The following is a 17,281-nucleotide window of genomic DNA, read 5'->3' as shown; positions in this document are numbered from 1 at the left end:
GACGGCGCTGACACTAGTAGTGAGAGCACTAGGTTTGTATCCATGGCGAGCGACGAACAGCAGCGGAGTGAGCTCGGCGCCTTCCTGCGGGCCCGGCGCGAGCATCTCGACCGCGCCGCCTTCGGGCTCCCTCCGGCGGGACGTGGCCGGACCGTCGGCCTCCGCCGCGAAGAGATCTCCTACCTCTCCGGCGTCAGCGTCACCTGGTACACCTGGCTCGAGCAGGGGCGCGACATCAACCCTTCCCGCCAGGTGCTGGATGCCGTCGCCACCACGCTGCACCTCACGGTGACCGAGCACGATTACGTGCTGACGCTCGCAGGCTTCGCTCCGGCACGACCGGGGGGCGGAGCAGCCGTCGAGACCGCCCCGGCGCATGTGCAGCGGTTCCTCGACGCACTCGAGGAGCATCCGGCCTACGCGCTCGCGCCCGACTGGGGCGTCGCCGGGTGGAATGCGGCCTACGAAGCCCTGTACCCGAACGTGGCGCAGACCCCGCCCGAGCAGCGCAACCTGTTGTGGTTGATCTTCACCGATCCCTCCGTGCGCGAGCTGCTCGACGACTGGGATGTCACCAGCCGCCGCTTCCTGGCCGAGTTCCGCGCCGAGGCGGGCCCTCGGCTGGGCGACCCCCGCTATCGCGATCTCGTTTCGCGCCTGGTGGAGGCGAGCCCGGAATTCCGCGAGCGCTGGGAGAGCCACGACATCCGCGGATTCCAGTCCCGCGAGCGCGTGTTCCAGCATCCCGAGCTCGGCCGCCTGGTCTTCGAGCACCACCAGCTGCGCCCGTCGGATCAGACCGAGATCCAACTCGTGGTCTACACGCCCGACGAGGCGACACGAGAGCGGTTCGGGCGACGCGTGCGTTGACACTCGAGAGTGTCAGCGCGGTGAGGGAGGATGGCCGGATGACGTTCACTCCGCTGCGCTCGAAGTCGCGCAACCTGTACCCCTGGTTCGCGACCCGTCGAGATCTCTTCCAGCCGGAGCGATCGCCGAAGAAGACGATGACATGGGGGATCATCGCGGGGCTCATGGTGGTGCTCGCGCTGCTGATCTATCTGAACCCCGAAGCGACCGTCGATCTCCTCGGCGGTCGGGTCAGGAGCGGTCTGGCGATCGCCGGGGCGTTCGCCCTGCCTCCCGTCGTGTTCGTCGTGAGCATCGTGATGATCTTCATCGGTGCCCGCCGCTGGCGGATCAAGGGCGGCGGGGTGCTCACGAATCCGGTCATCCACGGCGTCAGCGCAGCGTTCCCGCTCGAGCCGGTGTTGGATGCGATCCGCGCGGGTCGGAGTGAGGGCGACACGATCGTCGCCGGACTCTCGGCGATGCAGAAGGCCGTGGCCGACGACCGGCTGCTGACGATCTGGGCGTCGGACGAGGACCGCATCATGTACGTAGGCGTGCTGCGGGTCGACGGCGATGCGATCTGGCTCGACGCCGAGCCGTTCCGTGTGGACGGAGACCGCTTCTTCGACGCGAAGGACCTCGACGCCAAGGCCCGTCAGCGTGGTGTGACCGGCTGACGGTCAGGCGCCGTCTGGTCAGGCGCCGTCCGGTCAGGCGCTCTTCTTCCGCCACGGCATAGGGATCGACGTGCGAACCTCCTGGAAGCGCAGGTCACCGTCTTCCCGATCGATCAGTTTCATCCACTGGTCGCGATCGAAGAGTTCGAAACCGTCGCCACTCGCGCGAATGTCGTTCGTCACGGCCATGACTCGTCCGCGGTCACTGCCGTAGATGCTCACATCGATCCCTCGATACGTCCCGCGATGACTGATCCGGAAGCACTCCATCTGCTCATCCGCCGCGATCTTCCGGAAGAACACGCCGCTGCGCAACTTCGTGAAACCGGGCAACGGCTTCGTGGCCAGCAGCGTCCAGCTGCCACCTCGGGTTCCCAGCCGATACTCCACCCCGTCGCAGACGGCGAACTGGCCCTGTCGCAACGAGTCTGCCGACTTCGTGTCGGACTCCGCCTCGGTGCGGGCCTGAGCGACTCGACGCTTCTTCGCGGTCATCGTCGTCTCCCCTCCGCGCTCACGGCCAGTACGGTTTCGCTCGGTCGGTGAGCTCGCGCATCGCCGTACCGTCGAGCATCACACGAGTCTCTTCGACGCCGAGCGCGGGCCACTGCACCACGAGTTCGATCGGACCGGCCGGAGGCACAGGCCAGAGCCAGAGCTGGTCGCCGCCGGAGTAGGTGCTGCCCCCGCCGCCACCGCCCTGGCCCTGGTTGTTCAGGACGTACCCGTGCGGCTCTGACATCGGGTCACCCGCGCCGGAGTACGGCGAGTCGGCCAGCACCTTCTCACCGTTGCCGAGCACCATGCCGTAGCGAAGTCGCCCGGCCTGACCCGAGGGGCCGGCGAACGGCATGTACTCCATGAACGTCGAGCACAGCTCGTTCCATTCCGTCATCGGCAGTCCGTTGCGGCGAAGGCGGCGATCCACCCGGAACTCCACCCCGTCGCTATACACCGCCACGGCGACCAGTGCGATCGCGAGATGGTCGGTCACCGCCAGAATCTCCGAGATCGGCAGCAGCGCGGGCAGCTCGCCCTGGGGACTGCTCCACCACCGCGGTTGCGGGTTCTCGCTCTCCTCGGGTTCGGTGATCTCTGGGTCCGGCGGGAAGAACGTCATGCTGCCAGCAGATCATGGGCCGTTCGCGGCACGCAAGAGCGGAGGTTGATACGGTCGAAAGCATGAACGTCTTCGGCATCGCGATCGCTCTCGCCGGGGTGATCCTGTTCCTGGCAGCTCTGCTCGCCACCGTCCGCGCGAACCGCGACGCGCCGATTCCCTACTGGACTCGACCCGTGAGCGAGCCGCGCGGGTCGGTGGCGATGCGCGCACTCGGGGCCGCTCTGACGATCTTCGGTGCCGCATTGATCGCGCAGAGTGCCGGCTGGTGGGCGCTCATCGTCGTGTTGGCGGGTCCGGCTGTCGCGATCGTCGCGATCGTGGCCCACAACGCGAGAATCCGCTCGTTGTCACGCTGATCGTCGGCTCCCGAGTTGTTAACAGAGTTGTTAACACCTGTGGATGACTGATCGGGAACAGCGTCGGGGAAAAGAAAAAGGCCCCGAGCGATGCTCGAAGCCTTGATCAAACTGTCTCAACACAGTGTGGAAGCAATGGTACGCTGCGGGAACAGGCGACCACGGGTTCAGAAGCTGGTTTCCGCATGGAATCAAGGCCTACGCGGAGATGCCGAGTCCGAGGATGATGCCGATGACGCCCTGATCGGGGCATCTGCGGAACCAAAGAAACGACCTCGAACACGGCTTACGGACAGCGAAGTGCACGCTATGCGAACAGCCCGCGCGGACGGCGTCAGCGTGCTCATGTTGACGAAGCAGTATGGCGTTCACCGAGGTACGGTCTGGGCCAAGACTCGATGACAGTCGTTGACAGCCTCGACCGACGTTCTGGAACAGACGTAACTGTGGAGCTGAGCCTGTTGGCGTTCGCCACTGTCTCAGCTTAACAACTTCAACGATCGTTGCGGGGCGAACCTGTCCATACGCCATCTTGTTCGATCAGAGTGATGGGGGTCGCTTTTTCGGTCAGCGACCATTGTTCTGTTGTGCAGAGGTCGATCCGGTTGCGGTCAAGCGTGGCATATTCCTCGATGGCATCTGCATCGGTGAGGACGAGGATTTGGTGTGCATCATCGAGGGTGAGGTCGGGGCCGTCGTCCCAGGTAAACCCGAGCCGTTCATTTACGGACTCGAGAGTCTCGTAGGGACAGACAACCAGGTAGCTGTCCCAGCCGCCGGGACGGATCTCGGCAAGCTCAAGCGTCACCTGCGTTGCGGAGGTCGTCGGGATGGCGTCTAGCACCTGCGCGGCGAGGTCGCTGTCGTTTGAGGTGCACCCGGTGAGCGTGACAGTGAGGGCGATGGTTGTCGTTGCCGTCAGCATGGTGCCGTGTTTCATCCTCACAGCCGAGTCCTTTCTGGAAGAGTGCCGGACCACTGTCCGTCGCGGTGGTCCGGCACCGGCGACTACTTCAGGGTGCGGAGGGTGCCGTTGTTGGCCCAGGTGTAGCAGGTGCTGCGGGCGGCGGAGTCGCTGCTGGCGTTGCTGCCTGCGGTACGGCCCTTGGCGTTGTTGTAGGTGTCCATGGTCTTCTCTTTCGCTGGGCCGGAACTGAGAGACTCGTGGTTCGCGGCGATCTTCATCGCCGCGTTGGCGCCGATGTGGCGGGTCATCAGGGCGTTCCAGTAGCAATGCCGGTAGGCGTCGCCTTTACCGTTGTGCAGCGAGGTGGACGAGAACCGGTTAGCTGCATCCGCGGCGGCCGTATCCGCATTGCCCTTGGCGATATTGCAGGAGACGAGGTCGACGAACTGGACGCATGCGAGCATCTCGACCACGTTCATCACAAGGTCGTTGTACCCCGACGCGAACGGCTGAACGCTCGTGCTTTCACCGACGAAGACATCAGCTTCGGTGACATCGGCGGGCAGCCCGTCGCGGGTAACGGCGTCGATGACCAGGCTCTGCTCGTCGTAGCTCAGAGCGTCGAATGTCTCCAGCGGGACATCGGAGGCGAAGACCTCTTCCACGAGCTGTTGCTGATCGTCATCGGCGGCCGCAGCTGGCGACACCACCGTGAATACGAGGGCGGCGGCGGCGACGACACCGGCAGCCGAGCGAACAAGGCGGGACACACGCATGGTTTTCCTCTTTCGTGACGGAGCCTGCTGGGTGCGCAGACTCTTCACTCTGGTTGTTTCCGCGAACGTTCCGAATGTGACATCGGATTACGATTCCCTTCACAGCGGCGTCCCAACGATGGTCCACGTGGTGTTGGAACGACGATCCACCCGTGTGATGTCAGTCGGAACCCCGGTCGGGTGTTAGGTGCAGGTGATCTTGGTGACGCCGGTGGTGTTGGAGTTGCCGTTGCCTGCGGTCAGCGTGGTTTTCAGGGTGCTGCCGTTGTATGCCTTGACAGTGCCGGAGGTGCGGTTGTTCTTGATGGAACGCGGGGACCCGATGATGCTGAAGGAGGTGTGGGTTGCAGGGCAAGCGGAGTAGGTGAGCTTGTTTCCGCCGTAACCGGCCTTACCGTACGCGCAGTATTTCCCGGCCGCGCAGTTGTCCCGCGCAACTTCCGCCCTCGCGCTCACCGTTCCCGCCAGAGTGCTGTCGTCCGGGTCGATGGTGAGGATGATCGCGCCTTCGTCCCAGGCCACCTCATTCCATCCAGTCTGCACGCCGCCGTACTCGTCGATGATGTCCTCCACACGCTCCTGCATGGCAGTGGCCGGTGGTGTCGTGGCCGACGCGGCGGTCGGATTGATCAGCGCAACGAGGACGAGTGCAGCGGTCGCGAGAAGCGTGCGGGGACGGTGCATGGATCGGGTATCCGTTCTATCGATGATGGTGTAGCGAGGGGTCGGGTTGGTTAGCGTTCCCAGGCGGTGTAGTCGATCACGGCCGGGGATTCGATGTCGGTACGGGCGGAGCCGATGTAGAGGGTTTCGACGGCGAGGATGCGCCCGCTGCTCGGGGAGATGATCAGCCGGTCTTCGAACTGCCCGGGGTCACGGTCGGTCGCGCTGAACACGATCCCGGTCCGTCCGAGCCGGTCCGTCGTGGAACCCGATACCTGGATGCCACCCAGCGTGCTCAGATAGCCGATGAGTGCGGCTTCCTGCCCGGGGGTGAGGAGGGTGTTCGACACGATCGTGCTGATCTCACGGATCGTCTGCCCCGCGGTGAGCGTGTCCTCGCCGGTCAACGCGACCAGGTACTCGGCCACGTCACCAACAAGGGTGGGAGGTTCTTCTTCCACCGGGGAATCCCAGTCGCCGGGGAGGAACACTTCGTCCACGAGCACCGTGCCCGGCTCGGGCAGACCGTCATCGTCCTGCCCGGGGAACGGTTCGGCAGCGATGAGCCGATAATGCATACTCCCATCGGGGAGGACGGTCGTTTCGCTCCACTGCGGCTCCACCACCGAAGACTCGATCGTGCCGTCCTCGGCGATCGAGGTGTTCAACGCCCAACTCTGTACCCGGATTGTGCGGGCGGGCGGCTCCCCTGCGCGGCGCATACTCTCCATCTCCTTCAACAGCTCAGGAGCCGACTGCGGAACCGACGCCAGTTCAAGCAACGGCGGGGTCGCCGCGACCGCCGGAACGGGACGTAGCACACTTGTCACCGCGAAGACCGCGACAAACAGCAGGACAAGGAACGCACCCCCGGCAGCCAAAGGCACCGGCCACCGCACCGAACGACGGGCGGAAAAGATCGACGTGCGTCGTGACGAGCGTGCCGTAGCTTCTTCTCGAGCTTCGCAGGCGGCAAGCTCCCGCAGACCGCGCTCGGAGAGCGGGTCACCGCGCTTCACCGTCCCAGGGTCCGCGGCGTGCAGCAGAGTGCTCAGCAGATCATTCACGAGTGGGCACCTCCCTATCGGTCCGATCTTGGATGTCGCTCAGCGCCGTGCGCAGGAGACGCCTGGCTCGCATCAACCTGGCCCGCACGACGGCGCTGTTGACGTCGAGTACAGCGGCGATCTCCCGCGCAGTGAGGCGTTCCCAGTAGGTCATTTTCAACACCTCCCGGTGCATCCGTGGGAGACGTTCGACCGCGTCCCGCACATCCGCATACAGGTCTTCGGAGACCGGGATACTCAACGCGAAATCTTGGTTGAGTTGGCGTTGCAGCGAGGCCCGCCGACCGCGCCGCCGATACTCGTTTCCGATCAGGTTCCGCACCACCCCGTACAGCCACGGCACACTCAGCGGCTCGCCCGCCTGGTACCGCTGCCACGCGAGATGGAACGCCTCCGTCGCAACCTCCTCCGCATCCTGAACGGAGTCGAGGCGACGTTCGGCAACACCGACGACAAAGGAGTAGTTCTCCCGGAAGAACGTCGAGAACTTCTTCACGCCACCTCCTCCCTTTCCATGCAGCTCCCAGCCAGACACCGTCTTCTATCTTCTCTGTTGCCCCGCAACGGCGAAGTGTGACAACGAAGGGGTGCGCGAGCCGCGGCGGTACCTATGCGCACGGTGGGTTGGTCACCACCGCGGCTCGCGAACCTCTCGTTTCCACGTCTGGATAGACACGGAGACTATGCGGAGGCGACGTCCATCTCCGTCCGCAACAGAAGGGCATGTCGCTTACTCAGGTGGCTTGGGTGGCCTCTGTGAGCCTCTGATGCTTGCGACGACGCTACTGAGCAAGCAGGCAAGGCCCACTGCGCCCATAACAAATGCAGGAAGGCCACGGCCAGCCCGCATCTCCGCGTCCGATGCGTACCCCTCGTAGATTGCCCATCCTGCTCCAGCGAGAATCAGTGCTACGCCCGCAAGCGCGAGCAGAAGTGGCCAAAACTTCCGGCTCTTGTGACTCTTCCGTGGGTGGTCGAGTGGGTCTGAAACGGGCGCACGCCGTTCTCTCGTCTAGGTTTCTGGATTGTCAAGAAACAGGAACCAGAGTGCGGAGAACGGCGTGCGGAATGCCACTCTATGGTGCGCCTTACTGGGCGTCGAGAAGACAGTCGTTGAAGAGGTCGAGTTCGACCAGGACGAGGGGGTGCTGATCGCTCACGTGCGGCCGGTACGGTCAGCGTCGAGTCGGTGCGGGCGGTGCCTGCGGCGCTGCCCGCGGTATGACCCGGGCGAAGGCCGACGCCGGTGGCGGGCTCTGGATCTGGGCACGATCCCGGTCTACCTTGAAGCGGACGCGCCCAGGGTGTTCTGCTCCGGTGGCGATAGGCCCGGATGACCCGCTGCCAGCAGTCAGGGAAGCGCCAGGGTTCGCGCCCTACCATTATGAGGCACGAGTCGCGATGCGTCGGCGTACACGCCCGATCGCCGAACTGCGGATGCTGTTGAAGGGGAGGCAGACGAGTGAAGATCGCCACAGCCGGCGTCGTTGTCGCGGGGGTCATCGTGCTCGCCGCGCTAACTCTCCCGATCCTAGGTAGGGGTACGGCGTCACCCCTCGTGTTCGCGCTGGTGGCTTTTCGGTCGTTGACGCTCCTCGTCGCGGCAATTGCCGTAGCCCTGATCGCGATATCTCTTCTGGTTATGAGCGGGCGCAGGGCGGCGGCTATCGTCGCGGTGCTCACGGCGCTGCTTGTCCTGCCGTTCCTGATCACTTTGGGTGGAGGTACGGCCAGTGACGTCCCCGCCGCCCACTCCGAAGATGAACTGAGGATTCTGTCGTGGAACACCGATCAACGCGATGTCGACGACGACCTGATGGTTCTCGTGGAGCAAACGCGCCCAGACATCATCGTGCTCCCGGAGTATTTCACGAGCACCGCAGAGGGTCGATTCGCGACCTTTGCCGAGGCGAATGAGATGAGCGTGTACGGGTGGGACGGCTCCTCGGCCACGATTCTGATAGCTGACCGGTTGGGGAAATACACCATGCACAACGGTGACACACCTCCGTGGGCCGGAATCTATCTCGTGCCTGAACGCCACGATGCCCCTTTTCTCACTGTTGCCCACCTGCAACGCCCCATGCTCACAGAGGGAGCCGATCTCTGGCGGCAACATGTCGCGTGGGTACGGGATCGGTGCGACCGCGGAGACGCCATAGCAGTCGGTGACTTCAACGCGACGCTCGCAAATCTCGGAAGCGACCGGCTCGGATCATGCTCGGAGGTCGCGGCGACGCTCGGTCAGCCGGAATCGGGAACCTGGCCCGCACTACTACCCGCCCAACTCGGAGCACAGATCGACCACGTCTTCGCCGGCGACGACTGGCTCCCCACCTGGTTCGGCGTCCTCGATGCACCGGGCACGCGATGGTCTGAGAGCTCTGATCACAGGCCGATCTTCGTGATCCTCGACCGGAACTAGCCAGCCACGAGGGCGTGGGCTCATCCGCGCTGGGCGACCGCGAGTTGGAAGTTCCTCCCGTTGCCGCCACCACGCGCGGGGTCGGAAGAACGGCTGAGCAACACCGAAGGCCTCGTCGTCAAGCGCTCTCCCTCGGTACCCTTGCCCAGACCGTATCGCTGGCAAGGAGCTCTTCTGCCGCTGCGACGAGTAAAATGCTCCTAGTGCAACTCGTGCCCATCAACGGGACCGAAGCGATCTCCGTCGCGAGTGGCACGCAGAAGGCATGGCAAGACGGCAAGGCTGTGGAAACCGCAAGATTTTGGGCTCTTGTGACTCTTCCGTGGGTGGTCGAGTGGGTCTGAAACGGGCGCACACCGTTCTCTCGTCTAGGTTTCTGGATTGTCAAGAAACAGGAACCAGAGTGCGGAGAACGGCGTGCGGAATGCCACTCTATGGTGCGCCTTACTGGGCGTCGAGAAGACAGTCGTTGAAGAGGTCGAGTTCGACCAGGACGAGGGGGTGCTGATCGCTCACGTGCGGCCGGTACGGTCAGCGTCGAGTCGGTGCGGGCGGTGCCTGCGGCGCTGCCCGCGGTATGACCCGGGCGAAGGCCGACGCCGGTGGCGGGCTCTGGATCTGGGCACGATCCCGGTCTACCTTGAAGCGGACGCGCCCAGGGTGTTCTGCTCCGAGCACGGCGCAACGGTGCGGGCGGTGCCGTGGGCTCGGCACGCGGCCGGGCACACGATCACGTTCGATGAGCAGGTCGCGTGGCTGGCCACGCAATGCTCGAAGACCGCAGCGTGCGAGCTGATGCGGATCGCGTGGCGCACGGTCGGATCGATCATCACCCGGGTCTGGGGCGACACCGAGAAGCTGCACGACCGGTTCGCGGGGCTGAGAAGGATCGGGATCGACGAGATCAGCTACAAACGCGGCCACCGCTACCTCACGATCGTCGTGGATCACGACACCGGACGGCTGGTCTGGGCCGCGCCCGGCCGGGACAAGGCCACCCTGGGCGGCTTCTTCGACGCGCTGGAAGCATCCGGGCAGGGGCGGTGCGCGCAGATCACGCATGTGTCCGCGGACGGGGCGGACTGGATCGGTGCCGTCGTCGAGGAGAAGTGCCCGAACGCGATCCGCTGCGCGGATCCGTTCCACGTCGTGAAGTGGGCCACCGAGGCACTGGACGAGGTTCGCCGAGGCGCGTGGAACGACGCCCGCCGGCAAGCGCGCACCGAGCCGGCCCGGAGCGTCGGCCGGCCCCGCCACGACGCTCCGACACGACCGGCGTCCGACCGGGCCCGAGGCTTGAAGGGCGCCCGGTACGCGCTCTGGAAGAACCCGGACAACCTCACCGACAGGCAGGCCGAGAAGCTCGCGTGGATCGCGAAGACCGATCCGAGACTGCACCGCGCCTACCTCCTCAAAGAAGGCCTCCGCCTGGTGTTCCAGCTCGGCCACGCCGACGCCGACGCCGCGCTACAGAAGTGGATCGGCTGGGCGCGCCGCTCCCGCATCCCCGCGTTCGTGAACCTGCAGCGCCGCATCGTGAAGCACAGGGCATCGATCCTCGCCGCGATCGAGCACGGCCTCTCCAACGGGCGCATCGAATCGGTCAACACCAAGATCCGGCTCATCACCCGCGTCGCCTTCGGGTTCCGCTCACCCGACGCGCTCATCGCCCTCGCCACGCTCAACCTCGGCGGCCACCGGCCCACCCTCCCCAACCGAGCATGACCCACGGAACAGTCAGGAGAGCCAAACTTCCGAGCGCGTCGCGTACTCATGCGGGCAAGACAGCAGGCATCGAAACCTGTGCTCGCCACTCACCCACTGCGCCGAGATCGGTCGTCAGCATTGCAGTGACGCCGAGCTCGGCGAACGACGCCGATGGGACATAGCGTTGCAGGTAGTCGCCCGCGGCAGTGATGCAAAACAGCAACGCCTGCAGAGAGTCGGCGCCGTAAGTGTCGAGCGACTCAGTCACCTCGCCGCTCTCGTTGAGAAACTGGTATCCAAACGACGTCGAACCATCACCACCCGCGAGAATCTGGAGCGTCAAGTCACCGTCATCGGTCTGGAATAGTCGGCTAGCTACGATCTGCCGCTCGTCGTCGTCAACCATTTGCGCCTGCCAAGCATCCAGCGTAACGCGTCATGTTCGCAGCGTGACAGATTGCAGCCACTTGCAGCGGACGCATCCGCGAGCATTTCTTTGCGCCCGCATTCATCTGGCGGTCGCAAGACGCTTTCGTGTGCATTGGTGCGATCCGACCAGCCTGCGCCGAAGCGTCAACCGTGAGGACCGCGGCCGACGGCACTGCTGCTGTGAAGACAGGAACGGAATCAGACAAGTTTCCCACGGTTGTCCCGGATCCACCGAGAGCAAGAGTGGCGACGAGTGGTATCGCCGCGAGGGTGGTTATCAGTGACATCAGGGTAGCTCCTTCGGGAAGTGACGACTGCGATGAGGACAATCTGAGCGACAGCCCAAACGCTGTGGCTTCACCTGTAACGTTGCCTCAGGCGCCCGGAGTGTGACATCGATCCGAAAATGATCTCTCCGACGCCAGTCCGAGGCTACGGAGCACCGCCGCCCTCTCCGCTCACCGGCCCAGGCTCGGCCCCTCGCGGCTCGGACCGCTATGGGCCGAGCGGGAGGCACGGAGCTGGCGTCCGCGTTCTGCGAGCATGCGGGCGGTTTCCCGTTCTGCTTCTTCGGCTGCGCGAGTCTGCGCGATCCGTTCGATCGCTTCGGACGGGGTCAGGGCGCGTAGCGTCTCGGCTTCGGCGCGGGCCTGCTGTGCGGTGCGGGTCGCGTCTTCGGCCTGGCGTGCGGGTCGGGCGTTGACGTATGCACCGGGGTTCTTCCTCACCGCGTCGTCGCCGAAGACGCGGGCGTAGACGCCGATGGTCGGCCACGGGTTCGGCTCGATCGCAGCGTGAAGGGCCCGCCCTGTGGCGGCACGCCGTTGCTCTGCCTCGACCACACGGGGGTCAGCGTTGACCTGGGGCCCAGTGACGCGCTCAACCCAATCAGCTTGAGCCTCGCCCCATCGGGCAGGCTCGCCCCACCCCTTCACAAGGCGTCGTTTCGCATCACGTGCGACGGTCTGGGCGGTGCCGTGCTCAGCGGTGGCGCGGCGCTTCTTGAACCTCCCCGCCGTGCGTACCTTCGCGCTTGCGACCTGCTCGGCAGCGTCAGCAGACTGCCACTCCGTCAACGCGGCGCGTGCCTGCGCGATGAGTGGTTCGGCGACCTTGGCGCGTACGAGTTCGAGCTGCTGTCTCGCCGTACCGTTGGCCTCAGCCGCCTGCTCGCGCTCGAACCGTTGCCGGGCGTGCAGCTCTTCCAGGCCATCACTGGCCTGCTGCCACCGCGCGGCACTGGCCTCGGCTTGTTCGGCAAGCTGTTCGAGGGCTGCTATCTCGGAGCGTACGACCTTCACCGGGCCGTCATCGACCAACCCACGCACGGCCTCCGCTGCTTGCTGGGTTGCGTCGGTGAGGCCACGGTCGGCGCGGTCGCGTTCCAACGCCTCAACGAACTGCTCCCGCGCCTCCGGCAGGCTCTCGGCGATGATGTGCAGCCGGTTCTCGTCCTTGCCTCTGGTCATGCCGACGTATACGGCAGGTCCGCTCATCGCGTCGGTGAGGATCGTGTGCGACACGGGAACTGTCACCCCCTGCACCCCGTAGGCGGTGGAGGCATAAGCCAGGTGCGCATGCTCGGCAACATACGCGGCGGGCATGCGCACGGTGTGGTCTCGCTTGCGGCCGTTCTCTGCCTCGACCGCCCAGACGGTGCCGTCTTCCTCGACGTGCTGCACGATCCACTGCTGCCGGTTCGCCACCCCCAGGCTGGTGTCGTTCTTCCGCGTCTGAATCAGGTCGCCCCGCCCGATGGGGAGGCCGTCGCTGCCGGTCGTGGTCGCGGCGTCGTCTACGGCTCCGGCGTGCACGCGCTCGTCGCGGATGCGGGCGTTCAACCGGGTGGCTTCGTCATTGGTGGCGACGGTGACTGCCTGACTGTCGCCCCGTTGCGTGGCGATGTGCTCGTGCAGTTCGTCGGTGTCGGCGTGCAACTGGATCAGACCCAGGTTCTGTAGCTGCTCGAAGATCGCGGCGGGATCATCCCGGCCCCGCAACCGGATGGAGAGTTCGGCGTAGACGGGGTCGGTGAAGCGATGCACCTCTGACATGTCGATGGTGCGGCCCCGAATCTGCGCGGCCATGTCGAGTACACCGCCGCGCCCCACGGCAGGGAGTTGCGCGCGGTCGCCGATCAGGGCAAGGGTTGCGCCGTGCTCTGCGGCGACGGTGAACAGGGCGAGCGCACTGTCCTGGTCGAGCATCCCTGCCTCATCCACCACGATCCGCCCACCCGGAAGTAGCCGCGTTGCCTCCGGTGGGCCGGTGTATGCGCGGCCGGTCTCCGGGTCGATGTCACCGATGGCGAGGCGTATCCATACGCCGTCGGCGTTCCAGCGGTATCCGTGGGCATGGACGAGCGCGGCCACCGAATCAGCAGGCACACCGAGGGCCTGATGTGCGACATCGGCGGCCTTCTTCGTCGGCGCAACCACCCGCACCACACCACCCCGCTCATTCGCGGCTTGGATGGCGGTGGCAAGCATCGTCGTCTTCCCGCTCCCCGCTGCCCCTTCCACGATCACCAACGGATCAGCGGACGTGACCGCTGCCGCTGCTTCGGTCTGTCCGGTGTCGAGTCCAACAGCTTCTGCGAGGCGTTGCACGTCCGGGTGCTTCGGTTCCCGTTCGGGTACGCGGGCGGTGATGAGGTCGCGCAGCTCGGTCTCGACCTGCATGACGTGCACGCTCGTCAGATGCGCCACATGCTCCAGCCGTGGCGCGCCGGGGGGAAGGACCGTGAAGCAGTCTTCCAGCGCCAGCGCCGTTGCAACCTGCACGAACTCGCGCACCTCCTCGGGGGCAGCGGTCACGCCGTGCTCGGTCATGATCCGCATCGCGTGCTCGGTCACCGTGTGCGCCGTCCACGCCGATGTAGCGGCGGCGCAACGATCCAGCGTGCGAGAGGCGACCTCCTGCACGCTCAGGTCATCCAACCCCACCGATGCACGCGGCGCGAGGCGACGCAGAGCCTCGGGGTTGTATCCGGCCTCGCGCAACTCCGTCACCCATCCGGCTTCCTCAGCCAAAGTGGTCGGCTTCTTCGCGGGACGTTCATGCGCCCATGCCTCCGCTCGCAGGCGTGTCGCGACGACCGGCCCCATACTCTCGCCGGGGTGATCTTTCTCCCAGTCGGCTTCGAGGCGTTCCAGGTTCTTACCCACCTGCGCACCGCGCTTGCTCATCAACGCATTGAACGGCTGCAACTCGACCACTTCGCCAGTGGCGGGGTCGAGGGTCAGGCCATGCCGGTCAAGCACGTCAACCAGCTCGGGGCTGGCGGCGATCACGGCGGTGCCGAGGGCGCGGATCGCTCCTTGCTGCTTGAACAAGGCGGCGGTGAACAGGCCCCGCCACTTGCCTGCCGCGAAGACGCGGGTGCCGATCTGCATATGAATGTGCCGGTGCGGATCACCCGCCCGACTCGTGCGGTGCGTGATCCCGACGACCTGCATTTGCTCGATGGGCACGACCTCCTGCGCCCCCAACGGACCAACGCGAGTCACGGAGTGGCGGGCGAGCCAGCGCCGAATCTCCGCGAGGGCATCCTGCTGGGCGGCATCCAAGGCGTCGGAGACCTCCGGGTGCAGCGCCGCCGCGATCGACAGTGACTTTGGTGTGTTGATGACCATTTCCATGAACCGGGGCGAGCCCCGCCGATCCGACCCCGCGCGGCGGGGCTTCCCCATCGACTCGCCCGTGAGCGGGTTCACCCAGTCCACCCACCCCGCATACCCCGCAGGGTCAAGACTCAGCTCAGCGGTCACCGCACCCGACCCGTCCAGGGCCGTGAACTGTGCCACCGAGGTTTCCGCGCCCAAGTAGTAGTCGTCGGCGCGGGAGCGGTCGGCCTCGACATAACGCAGCGCATCAGCCCCGGTTCCCCGGAACGGAATCACGCCGCCATGCATCTCGACCACCATCCTTCCGCCGCCCCACTGAGCATCTAGCGTATCAGCAACTACGGCACTTAGGATACGTTCATTCTCTCTGATATTGGCAACTACATGAGAGTGGGAAGGTCGGTTGAGTCGAGAGGTGAGGGCAGGCGAAGGGCGCGGTGAGAAGCGTTGCTGTTGCAGCGTTTCTGGGTGCGGTCTGCTCGGCGCTGGGGTCAGGGATCGGTGTTGATGGAGGCGGTGCCTATGGACTTGAAAATCGGGCGCTCCGCCCCGATGTCGCGTCGCTGTGGCGCGCGCGATGATCCCGGGACTTCTCCGGGTGTGTCTGAGAGAATGGAGGCCGAGGAAGGAGGCGTGGTCATGGTGTTTCAGGGTGAAGTGCTCTCGGTTACCGCATTGCTCGACGCTGCCCGCGACGCCCCCGAGGCCACGCCCGCTCCGGGCATCGGGGTGCGTCACACGGCAGCGCAGAACGCGGCCGACTGCCGCCGACTCCTCAGCGATGGAGAGCCTCTCGACGTGTGTTGGCGGTTCGGCGTCCTGCAAACGTTGGACGACTACACCTCCGCCCTGCGACGAGGCGGCCCGAGCCTTGCCGCCGAAGTGTTTACCGACGAACCGGCCCGTGTAGGTGCGGCGGAGATCGATGCGGCATTCGCAGCTCTCGCCGACTACCTCGCCGACCGTGACGGGTGGGCTGCCCCTGCGTGGGCGCTGGACCCGTCGCGGTGCACGACCGCGTGGTATCCGGCGGTTCCTGTGATCTTTCGTGAGGACGCGGATCGGGAGAGCCCGGACGCGTTCCGGCGGCGCGGGATTCTCATCACTTCCCGTTCGCTGGCGAGGGCATGAACGATCGCGGGCAACTCGACGCTGACGGGGTGCTCGCCCTCTTCCAGGAGCTGTCTGACCGACTCGCAGCAGCCGGGGTGTCTGCGCAGTTGTTCGTCGTCGGCGGGGCGGCGATGGCGTTGGCGTATGACCGGGGCCGGTTGACGCGGGACGTGGACGCCTTATTCGTACCGGCACCTGAAGTGCGGCGGATCGCGGAAGAGATGAGCGGCCCGCACGGGCTCGAACCTGACTGGCTCAACGACGCAGCCAAAGGGTTCCTGCCCGGCGCGGACGATCACCCGCGCACCGTGTTCGAGTCGGAATCGCTGCTCGTGCAAGTACCGTCGCCAAGCTACCTGCTGGCGATGAAGCTGCACGCCTCTCGCGACGAGCGCGACCTGAACGATGCCGCGATCCTGTTCAACCGGCTCGGGTACACCTCCGCGCAGGACTGCATCGACCTGCTGACCGCGACCTACCCGACCAGTCAGCTCCTGCCGCGCCACCGCTACATCGCCGAAGACATCGCCGCCCGCGTACACGCCCGTAAAGACACGCCGAGGCGGCAATCTGTGAAGCGTAGTTCGGAACCTGTCAAGCGTACTTCGGTGAGCGGCATCGATGACGGCCTCGACCCGTTCCATGACCCCTGGCAGCACCGCCCAGGCTCGGGCACGCAGGGGCCGGGGCGGAGCCTGTAGAGAAAACGCCCGCAATAACTCCAACAACGGCGGACAGCGCTAGTTACCCCGCGCGTCCACGTCTTCCGGGCGGCAACAGTCCTTTGGCGCGGGCGCGAGCAACCCAGCCCTGAGCGGTCGAGAGCGGCACCCGACTCAGCTCCGCCATCTTCGCCGTCGGATTCGCCTCCCCGTCATCCACGAGGCGGGTGTGCTGCAAAGCGACAACCTCGTAGAAGTCCGGGGTGCGCTTCGGGTTCCCGAGTGGCTTCATCACGTCCTCGGCGCGCATGACGCGGCCTGAGGGCATGGTGAGGGTGCCGCCCTCAAACCGAGTGACTCCGGTGACGGCGAACTGGCGGCGGTTGATCGCCGCCTCGATCCGCGACGTGGGAAGGTTGCGGAGCATCGGGCTTGCCACCGGGTCACCGGCCTGCTCGGGCAGGTAGATGATCCCCGTGATCCGCACCTCACCCATCGGCTCCTGATGCATCAGGTACTGGCGCTGCAACCGCAGCAGCACACGGGTATGAGACTGCACATGCTCGATGAGGAACCAACGTCCATCGCGACCGTCGTTGTACCCGCGCAGTTCTCCGTCCAGCCCCGGTGTGGGGTATCTCCGCTTGTCATACTTGAGCGCCGCATCAATGGCGACCGACTCAGCGGAAGAGGCGATCACGGGAGGATCGGGTATCACCCAGCCCGCTGGCAGGTCGGAGAAGACCAGCAGCGGAACATCCTCCACGTCTTGACTCATGCTTCCAGGGTAGTGGAACCACGGATTCATCTCAAACAATGGCCGTTACGCCAAGAGTGTGTTACCTTGATATGGCGTATCTGCTATCGCATTAGATTGAGGTGAGTGTCCTGGCCCCAG

General features: G+C 65.4%; 17 protein-coding genes and 1 pseudogene. 8 read left to right on the top strand and 10 right to left on the bottom strand.

Going from position 1 to position 17,281, the window contains the following annotated elements; all coding sequences use genetic code 11:
* Positions 1–42: 42 nt before the first annotated feature.
* Positions 43–870: a helix-turn-helix transcriptional regulator gene (locus FB560_RS16560; protein ID WP_141873604.1), complete on the top strand. Its 828-nt coding sequence runs from the start codon at positions 43–45 to the stop codon at positions 868–870.
* A 38-nt stretch (positions 871–908) separates the two neighbouring features.
* Complete coding sequence (locus FB560_RS16555) at positions 909–1,529, top strand: hypothetical protein (protein ID WP_141873603.1); 621 nt, start codon at positions 909–911, stop codon at positions 1,527–1,529.
* Between the two features lie 33 nt (positions 1,530–1,562).
* Here FB560_RS16555 and FB560_RS16550 read toward each other — a convergent pair whose 3' ends face one another.
* Together FB560_RS16550 and FB560_RS16545 are read right to left on the bottom strand one after the other, a co-directional pair.
* The gene (locus FB560_RS16550; protein ID WP_141873602.1) at positions 1,563–2,024 is read right to left on the bottom strand and encodes a hypothetical protein; all 462 of its coding nucleotides are present in this window, start codon (positions 2,022–2,024) and stop codon (positions 1,563–1,565) included.
* A gap of 19 nt (positions 2,025–2,043) precedes the next feature.
* Positions 2,044–2,649 carry a hypothetical protein gene (locus FB560_RS16545; protein WP_141873601.1) on the bottom strand — a complete coding sequence of 202 codons (606 nt, stop codon included), beginning with the start codon at positions 2,647–2,649 and terminating at the stop codon, positions 2,044–2,046.
* Positions 2,650–2,711: 62 nt separating this feature from the next.
* On the opposite strand from FB560_RS16545, the gene FB560_RS16540 reads away from it, so the two are divergent.
* Positions 2,712–3,008 carry a hypothetical protein gene (locus FB560_RS16540; protein ID WP_141873600.1) on the top strand — a complete coding sequence of 99 codons (297 nt, stop codon included), beginning with the start codon at positions 2,712–2,714 and terminating at the stop codon, positions 3,006–3,008.
* Between the two features lie 493 nt (positions 3,009–3,501).
* Here FB560_RS16540 and FB560_RS16535 read toward each other — a convergent pair whose 3' ends face one another.
* The 5 genes from FB560_RS16535 to FB560_RS16515 all read right to left on the bottom strand — a co-directional run bounded on the left by FB560_RS16535 (position 3,502) and on the right by FB560_RS16515 (position 6,917).
* Positions 3,502–3,948 (bottom strand): hypothetical protein, encoded by a 447-nt coding sequence (locus FB560_RS16535; RefSeq protein WP_141873599.1) that lies wholly within the window; start codon positions 3,946–3,948, stop codon positions 3,502–3,504.
* Positions 3,949–4,016: 68 nt separating this feature from the next.
* Positions 4,017–4,691 (bottom strand): DUF6973 domain-containing protein, encoded by a 675-nt coding sequence (locus FB560_RS16530; RefSeq protein ID WP_141873598.1) that lies wholly within the window; start codon positions 4,689–4,691, stop codon positions 4,017–4,019.
* A gap of 183 nt (positions 4,692–4,874) precedes the next feature.
* Positions 4,875–5,375, bottom strand: a complete 501-nt coding sequence (locus FB560_RS16525) for a peptidase inhibitor family I36 protein (protein ID WP_141873597.1) — start codon at positions 5,373–5,375, stop codon at positions 4,875–4,877.
* Positions 5,376–5,425: 50 nt separating this feature from the next.
* Positions 5,426–6,022 (bottom strand): hypothetical protein, encoded by a 597-nt coding sequence (locus FB560_RS16520; protein ID WP_141873596.1) that lies wholly within the window; start codon positions 6,020–6,022, stop codon positions 5,426–5,428.
* A 391-nt stretch (positions 6,023–6,413) separates the two neighbouring features.
* Positions 6,414–6,917, bottom strand: coding sequence for an RNA polymerase sigma factor (locus FB560_RS16515; RefSeq protein ID WP_170198189.1), 504 nt, complete (start codon positions 6,915–6,917; stop codon positions 6,414–6,416).
* Positions 6,918–7,482: 565 nt separating this feature from the next.
* Between FB560_RS16515 and FB560_RS16510 the strand changes: the two are divergent.
* From FB560_RS16510 to FB560_RS16500, 3 genes and pseudogenes are all read left to right on the top strand, one after another.
* A pseudogene (locus FB560_RS16510) lies at positions 7,483–7,734 on the top strand (transposase family protein); the annotation flags it as partial.
* A 149-nt stretch (positions 7,735–7,883) separates the two neighbouring features.
* On the top strand, positions 7,884–8,846 hold the full coding sequence (locus tag FB560_RS16505; RefSeq protein WP_141873594.1) for an endonuclease/exonuclease/phosphatase family protein: 963 nt from the start codon (positions 7,884–7,886) through the stop codon (positions 8,844–8,846).
* Between the two features lie 417 nt (positions 8,847–9,263).
* Positions 9,264–10,571: an ISL3 family transposase gene (locus tag FB560_RS16500; protein WP_141873593.1), complete on the top strand. Its 1,308-nt coding sequence runs from the start codon at positions 9,264–9,266 to the stop codon at positions 10,569–10,571.
* Between the two features lie 46 nt (positions 10,572–10,617).
* Here the strand turns inward: FB560_RS16500 and FB560_RS16495 are convergent, their stop codons facing one another.
* A complete protein-coding gene (locus FB560_RS16495) occupies positions 10,618–10,959 on the bottom strand; it encodes a hypothetical protein (protein WP_141873592.1) in 342 nt (113 codons plus the stop codon).
* 481 nt (positions 10,960–11,440) lie between these two features.
* Positions 11,441–14,908, bottom strand: coding sequence for a MobF family relaxase (gene mobF, locus FB560_RS16490; RefSeq protein WP_229672928.1), 3,468 nt, complete (start codon positions 14,906–14,908; stop codon positions 11,441–11,443).
* 339 nt (positions 14,909–15,247) lie between these two features.
* Here mobF and FB560_RS16485 point away from each other — a divergent pair, with 339 nt between their 5' ends.
* Positions 15,248–15,739 (top strand): hypothetical protein, encoded by a 492-nt coding sequence (locus FB560_RS16485; RefSeq protein ID WP_141873591.1) that lies wholly within the window; start codon positions 15,248–15,250, stop codon positions 15,737–15,739.
* Positions 15,736–16,422 carry a DUF6036 family nucleotidyltransferase gene (locus FB560_RS16480; protein ID WP_188895008.1) on the top strand — a complete coding sequence of 229 codons (687 nt, stop codon included), beginning with the start codon at positions 15,736–15,738 and terminating at the stop codon, positions 16,420–16,422. Before FB560_RS16485 ends, FB560_RS16480 begins: the two co-directional genes overlap by 4 nt.
* A 43-nt stretch (positions 16,423–16,465) precedes the next feature.
* Here FB560_RS16480 and FB560_RS16475 read toward each other — a convergent pair whose 3' ends face one another.
* Entirely contained in the window at positions 16,466–17,161 is a 696-nt protein-coding gene (locus tag FB560_RS16475; RefSeq protein ID WP_141873590.1) for a hypothetical protein, read from the bottom strand.
* Between the last annotated feature and the right edge of the window lie 120 nt (positions 17,162–17,281).

The sequence above is a fragment of the Microbacterium saperdae genome, assembly GCF_006716345.1.
Lineage (GTDB): Bacteria > Actinomycetota > Actinomycetes > Actinomycetales > Microbacteriaceae > Microbacterium > Microbacterium saperdae.
This window is presented reverse-complemented; position numbering and strand designations above follow the sequence as displayed.

What these genes read in the sequence shown, in the direction of transcription:
- FB560_RS16530 (WP_141873598.1), bottom strand. Translation starts at nt 4,691, where the DNA reads ATGCGTGTGTCCCGCCTTGTTCGCTCGGCTGCCGGTGTCGTCGCCGCC.
- FB560_RS16560 (WP_141873604.1), top strand. Translation starts at nt 43, where the DNA reads ATGGCGAGCGACGAACAGCAGCGGAGTGAGCTCGGCGCCTTCCTGCGG.
- FB560_RS16495 (WP_141873592.1), bottom strand. Translation starts at nt 10,959, where the DNA reads ATGGTTGACGACGACGAGCGGCAGATCGTAGCTAGCCGACTATTCCAG.
- FB560_RS16550 (WP_141873602.1), bottom strand. Translation starts at nt 2,024, where the DNA reads ATGACCGCGAAGAAGCGTCGAGTCGCTCAGGCCCGCACCGAGGCGGAG.
- FB560_RS16525 (WP_141873597.1), bottom strand. Translation starts at nt 5,375, where the DNA reads ATGCACCGTCCCCGCACGCTTCTCGCGACCGCTGCACTCGTCCTCGTT.
- FB560_RS16475 (WP_141873590.1), bottom strand. Translation starts at nt 17,161, where the DNA reads ATGAGTCAAGACGTGGAGGATGTTCCGCTGCTGGTCTTCTCCGACCTG.
- FB560_RS16535 (WP_141873599.1), bottom strand. Translation starts at nt 3,948, where the DNA reads ATGAAACACGGCACCATGCTGACGGCAACGACAACCATCGCCCTCACT.
- FB560_RS16485 (WP_141873591.1), top strand. Translation starts at nt 15,248, where the DNA reads ATGGTGTTTCAGGGTGAAGTGCTCTCGGTTACCGCATTGCTCGACGCT.
- FB560_RS16545 (WP_141873601.1), bottom strand. Translation starts at nt 2,649, where the DNA reads ATGACGTTCTTCCCGCCGGACCCAGAGATCACCGAACCCGAGGAGAGC.
- FB560_RS16540 (WP_141873600.1), top strand. Translation starts at nt 2,712, where the DNA reads ATGAACGTCTTCGGCATCGCGATCGCTCTCGCCGGGGTGATCCTGTTC.
- FB560_RS16480 (WP_188895008.1), top strand. Translation starts at nt 15,736, where the DNA reads ATGAACGATCGCGGGCAACTCGACGCTGACGGGGTGCTCGCCCTCTTC.
- mobF (WP_229672928.1), bottom strand. Translation starts at nt 14,908, where the DNA reads ATGGTGGTCGAGATGCATGGCGGCGTGATTCCGTTCCGGGGAACCGGG.
- FB560_RS16555 (WP_141873603.1), top strand. Translation starts at nt 909, where the DNA reads ATGACGTTCACTCCGCTGCGCTCGAAGTCGCGCAACCTGTACCCCTGG.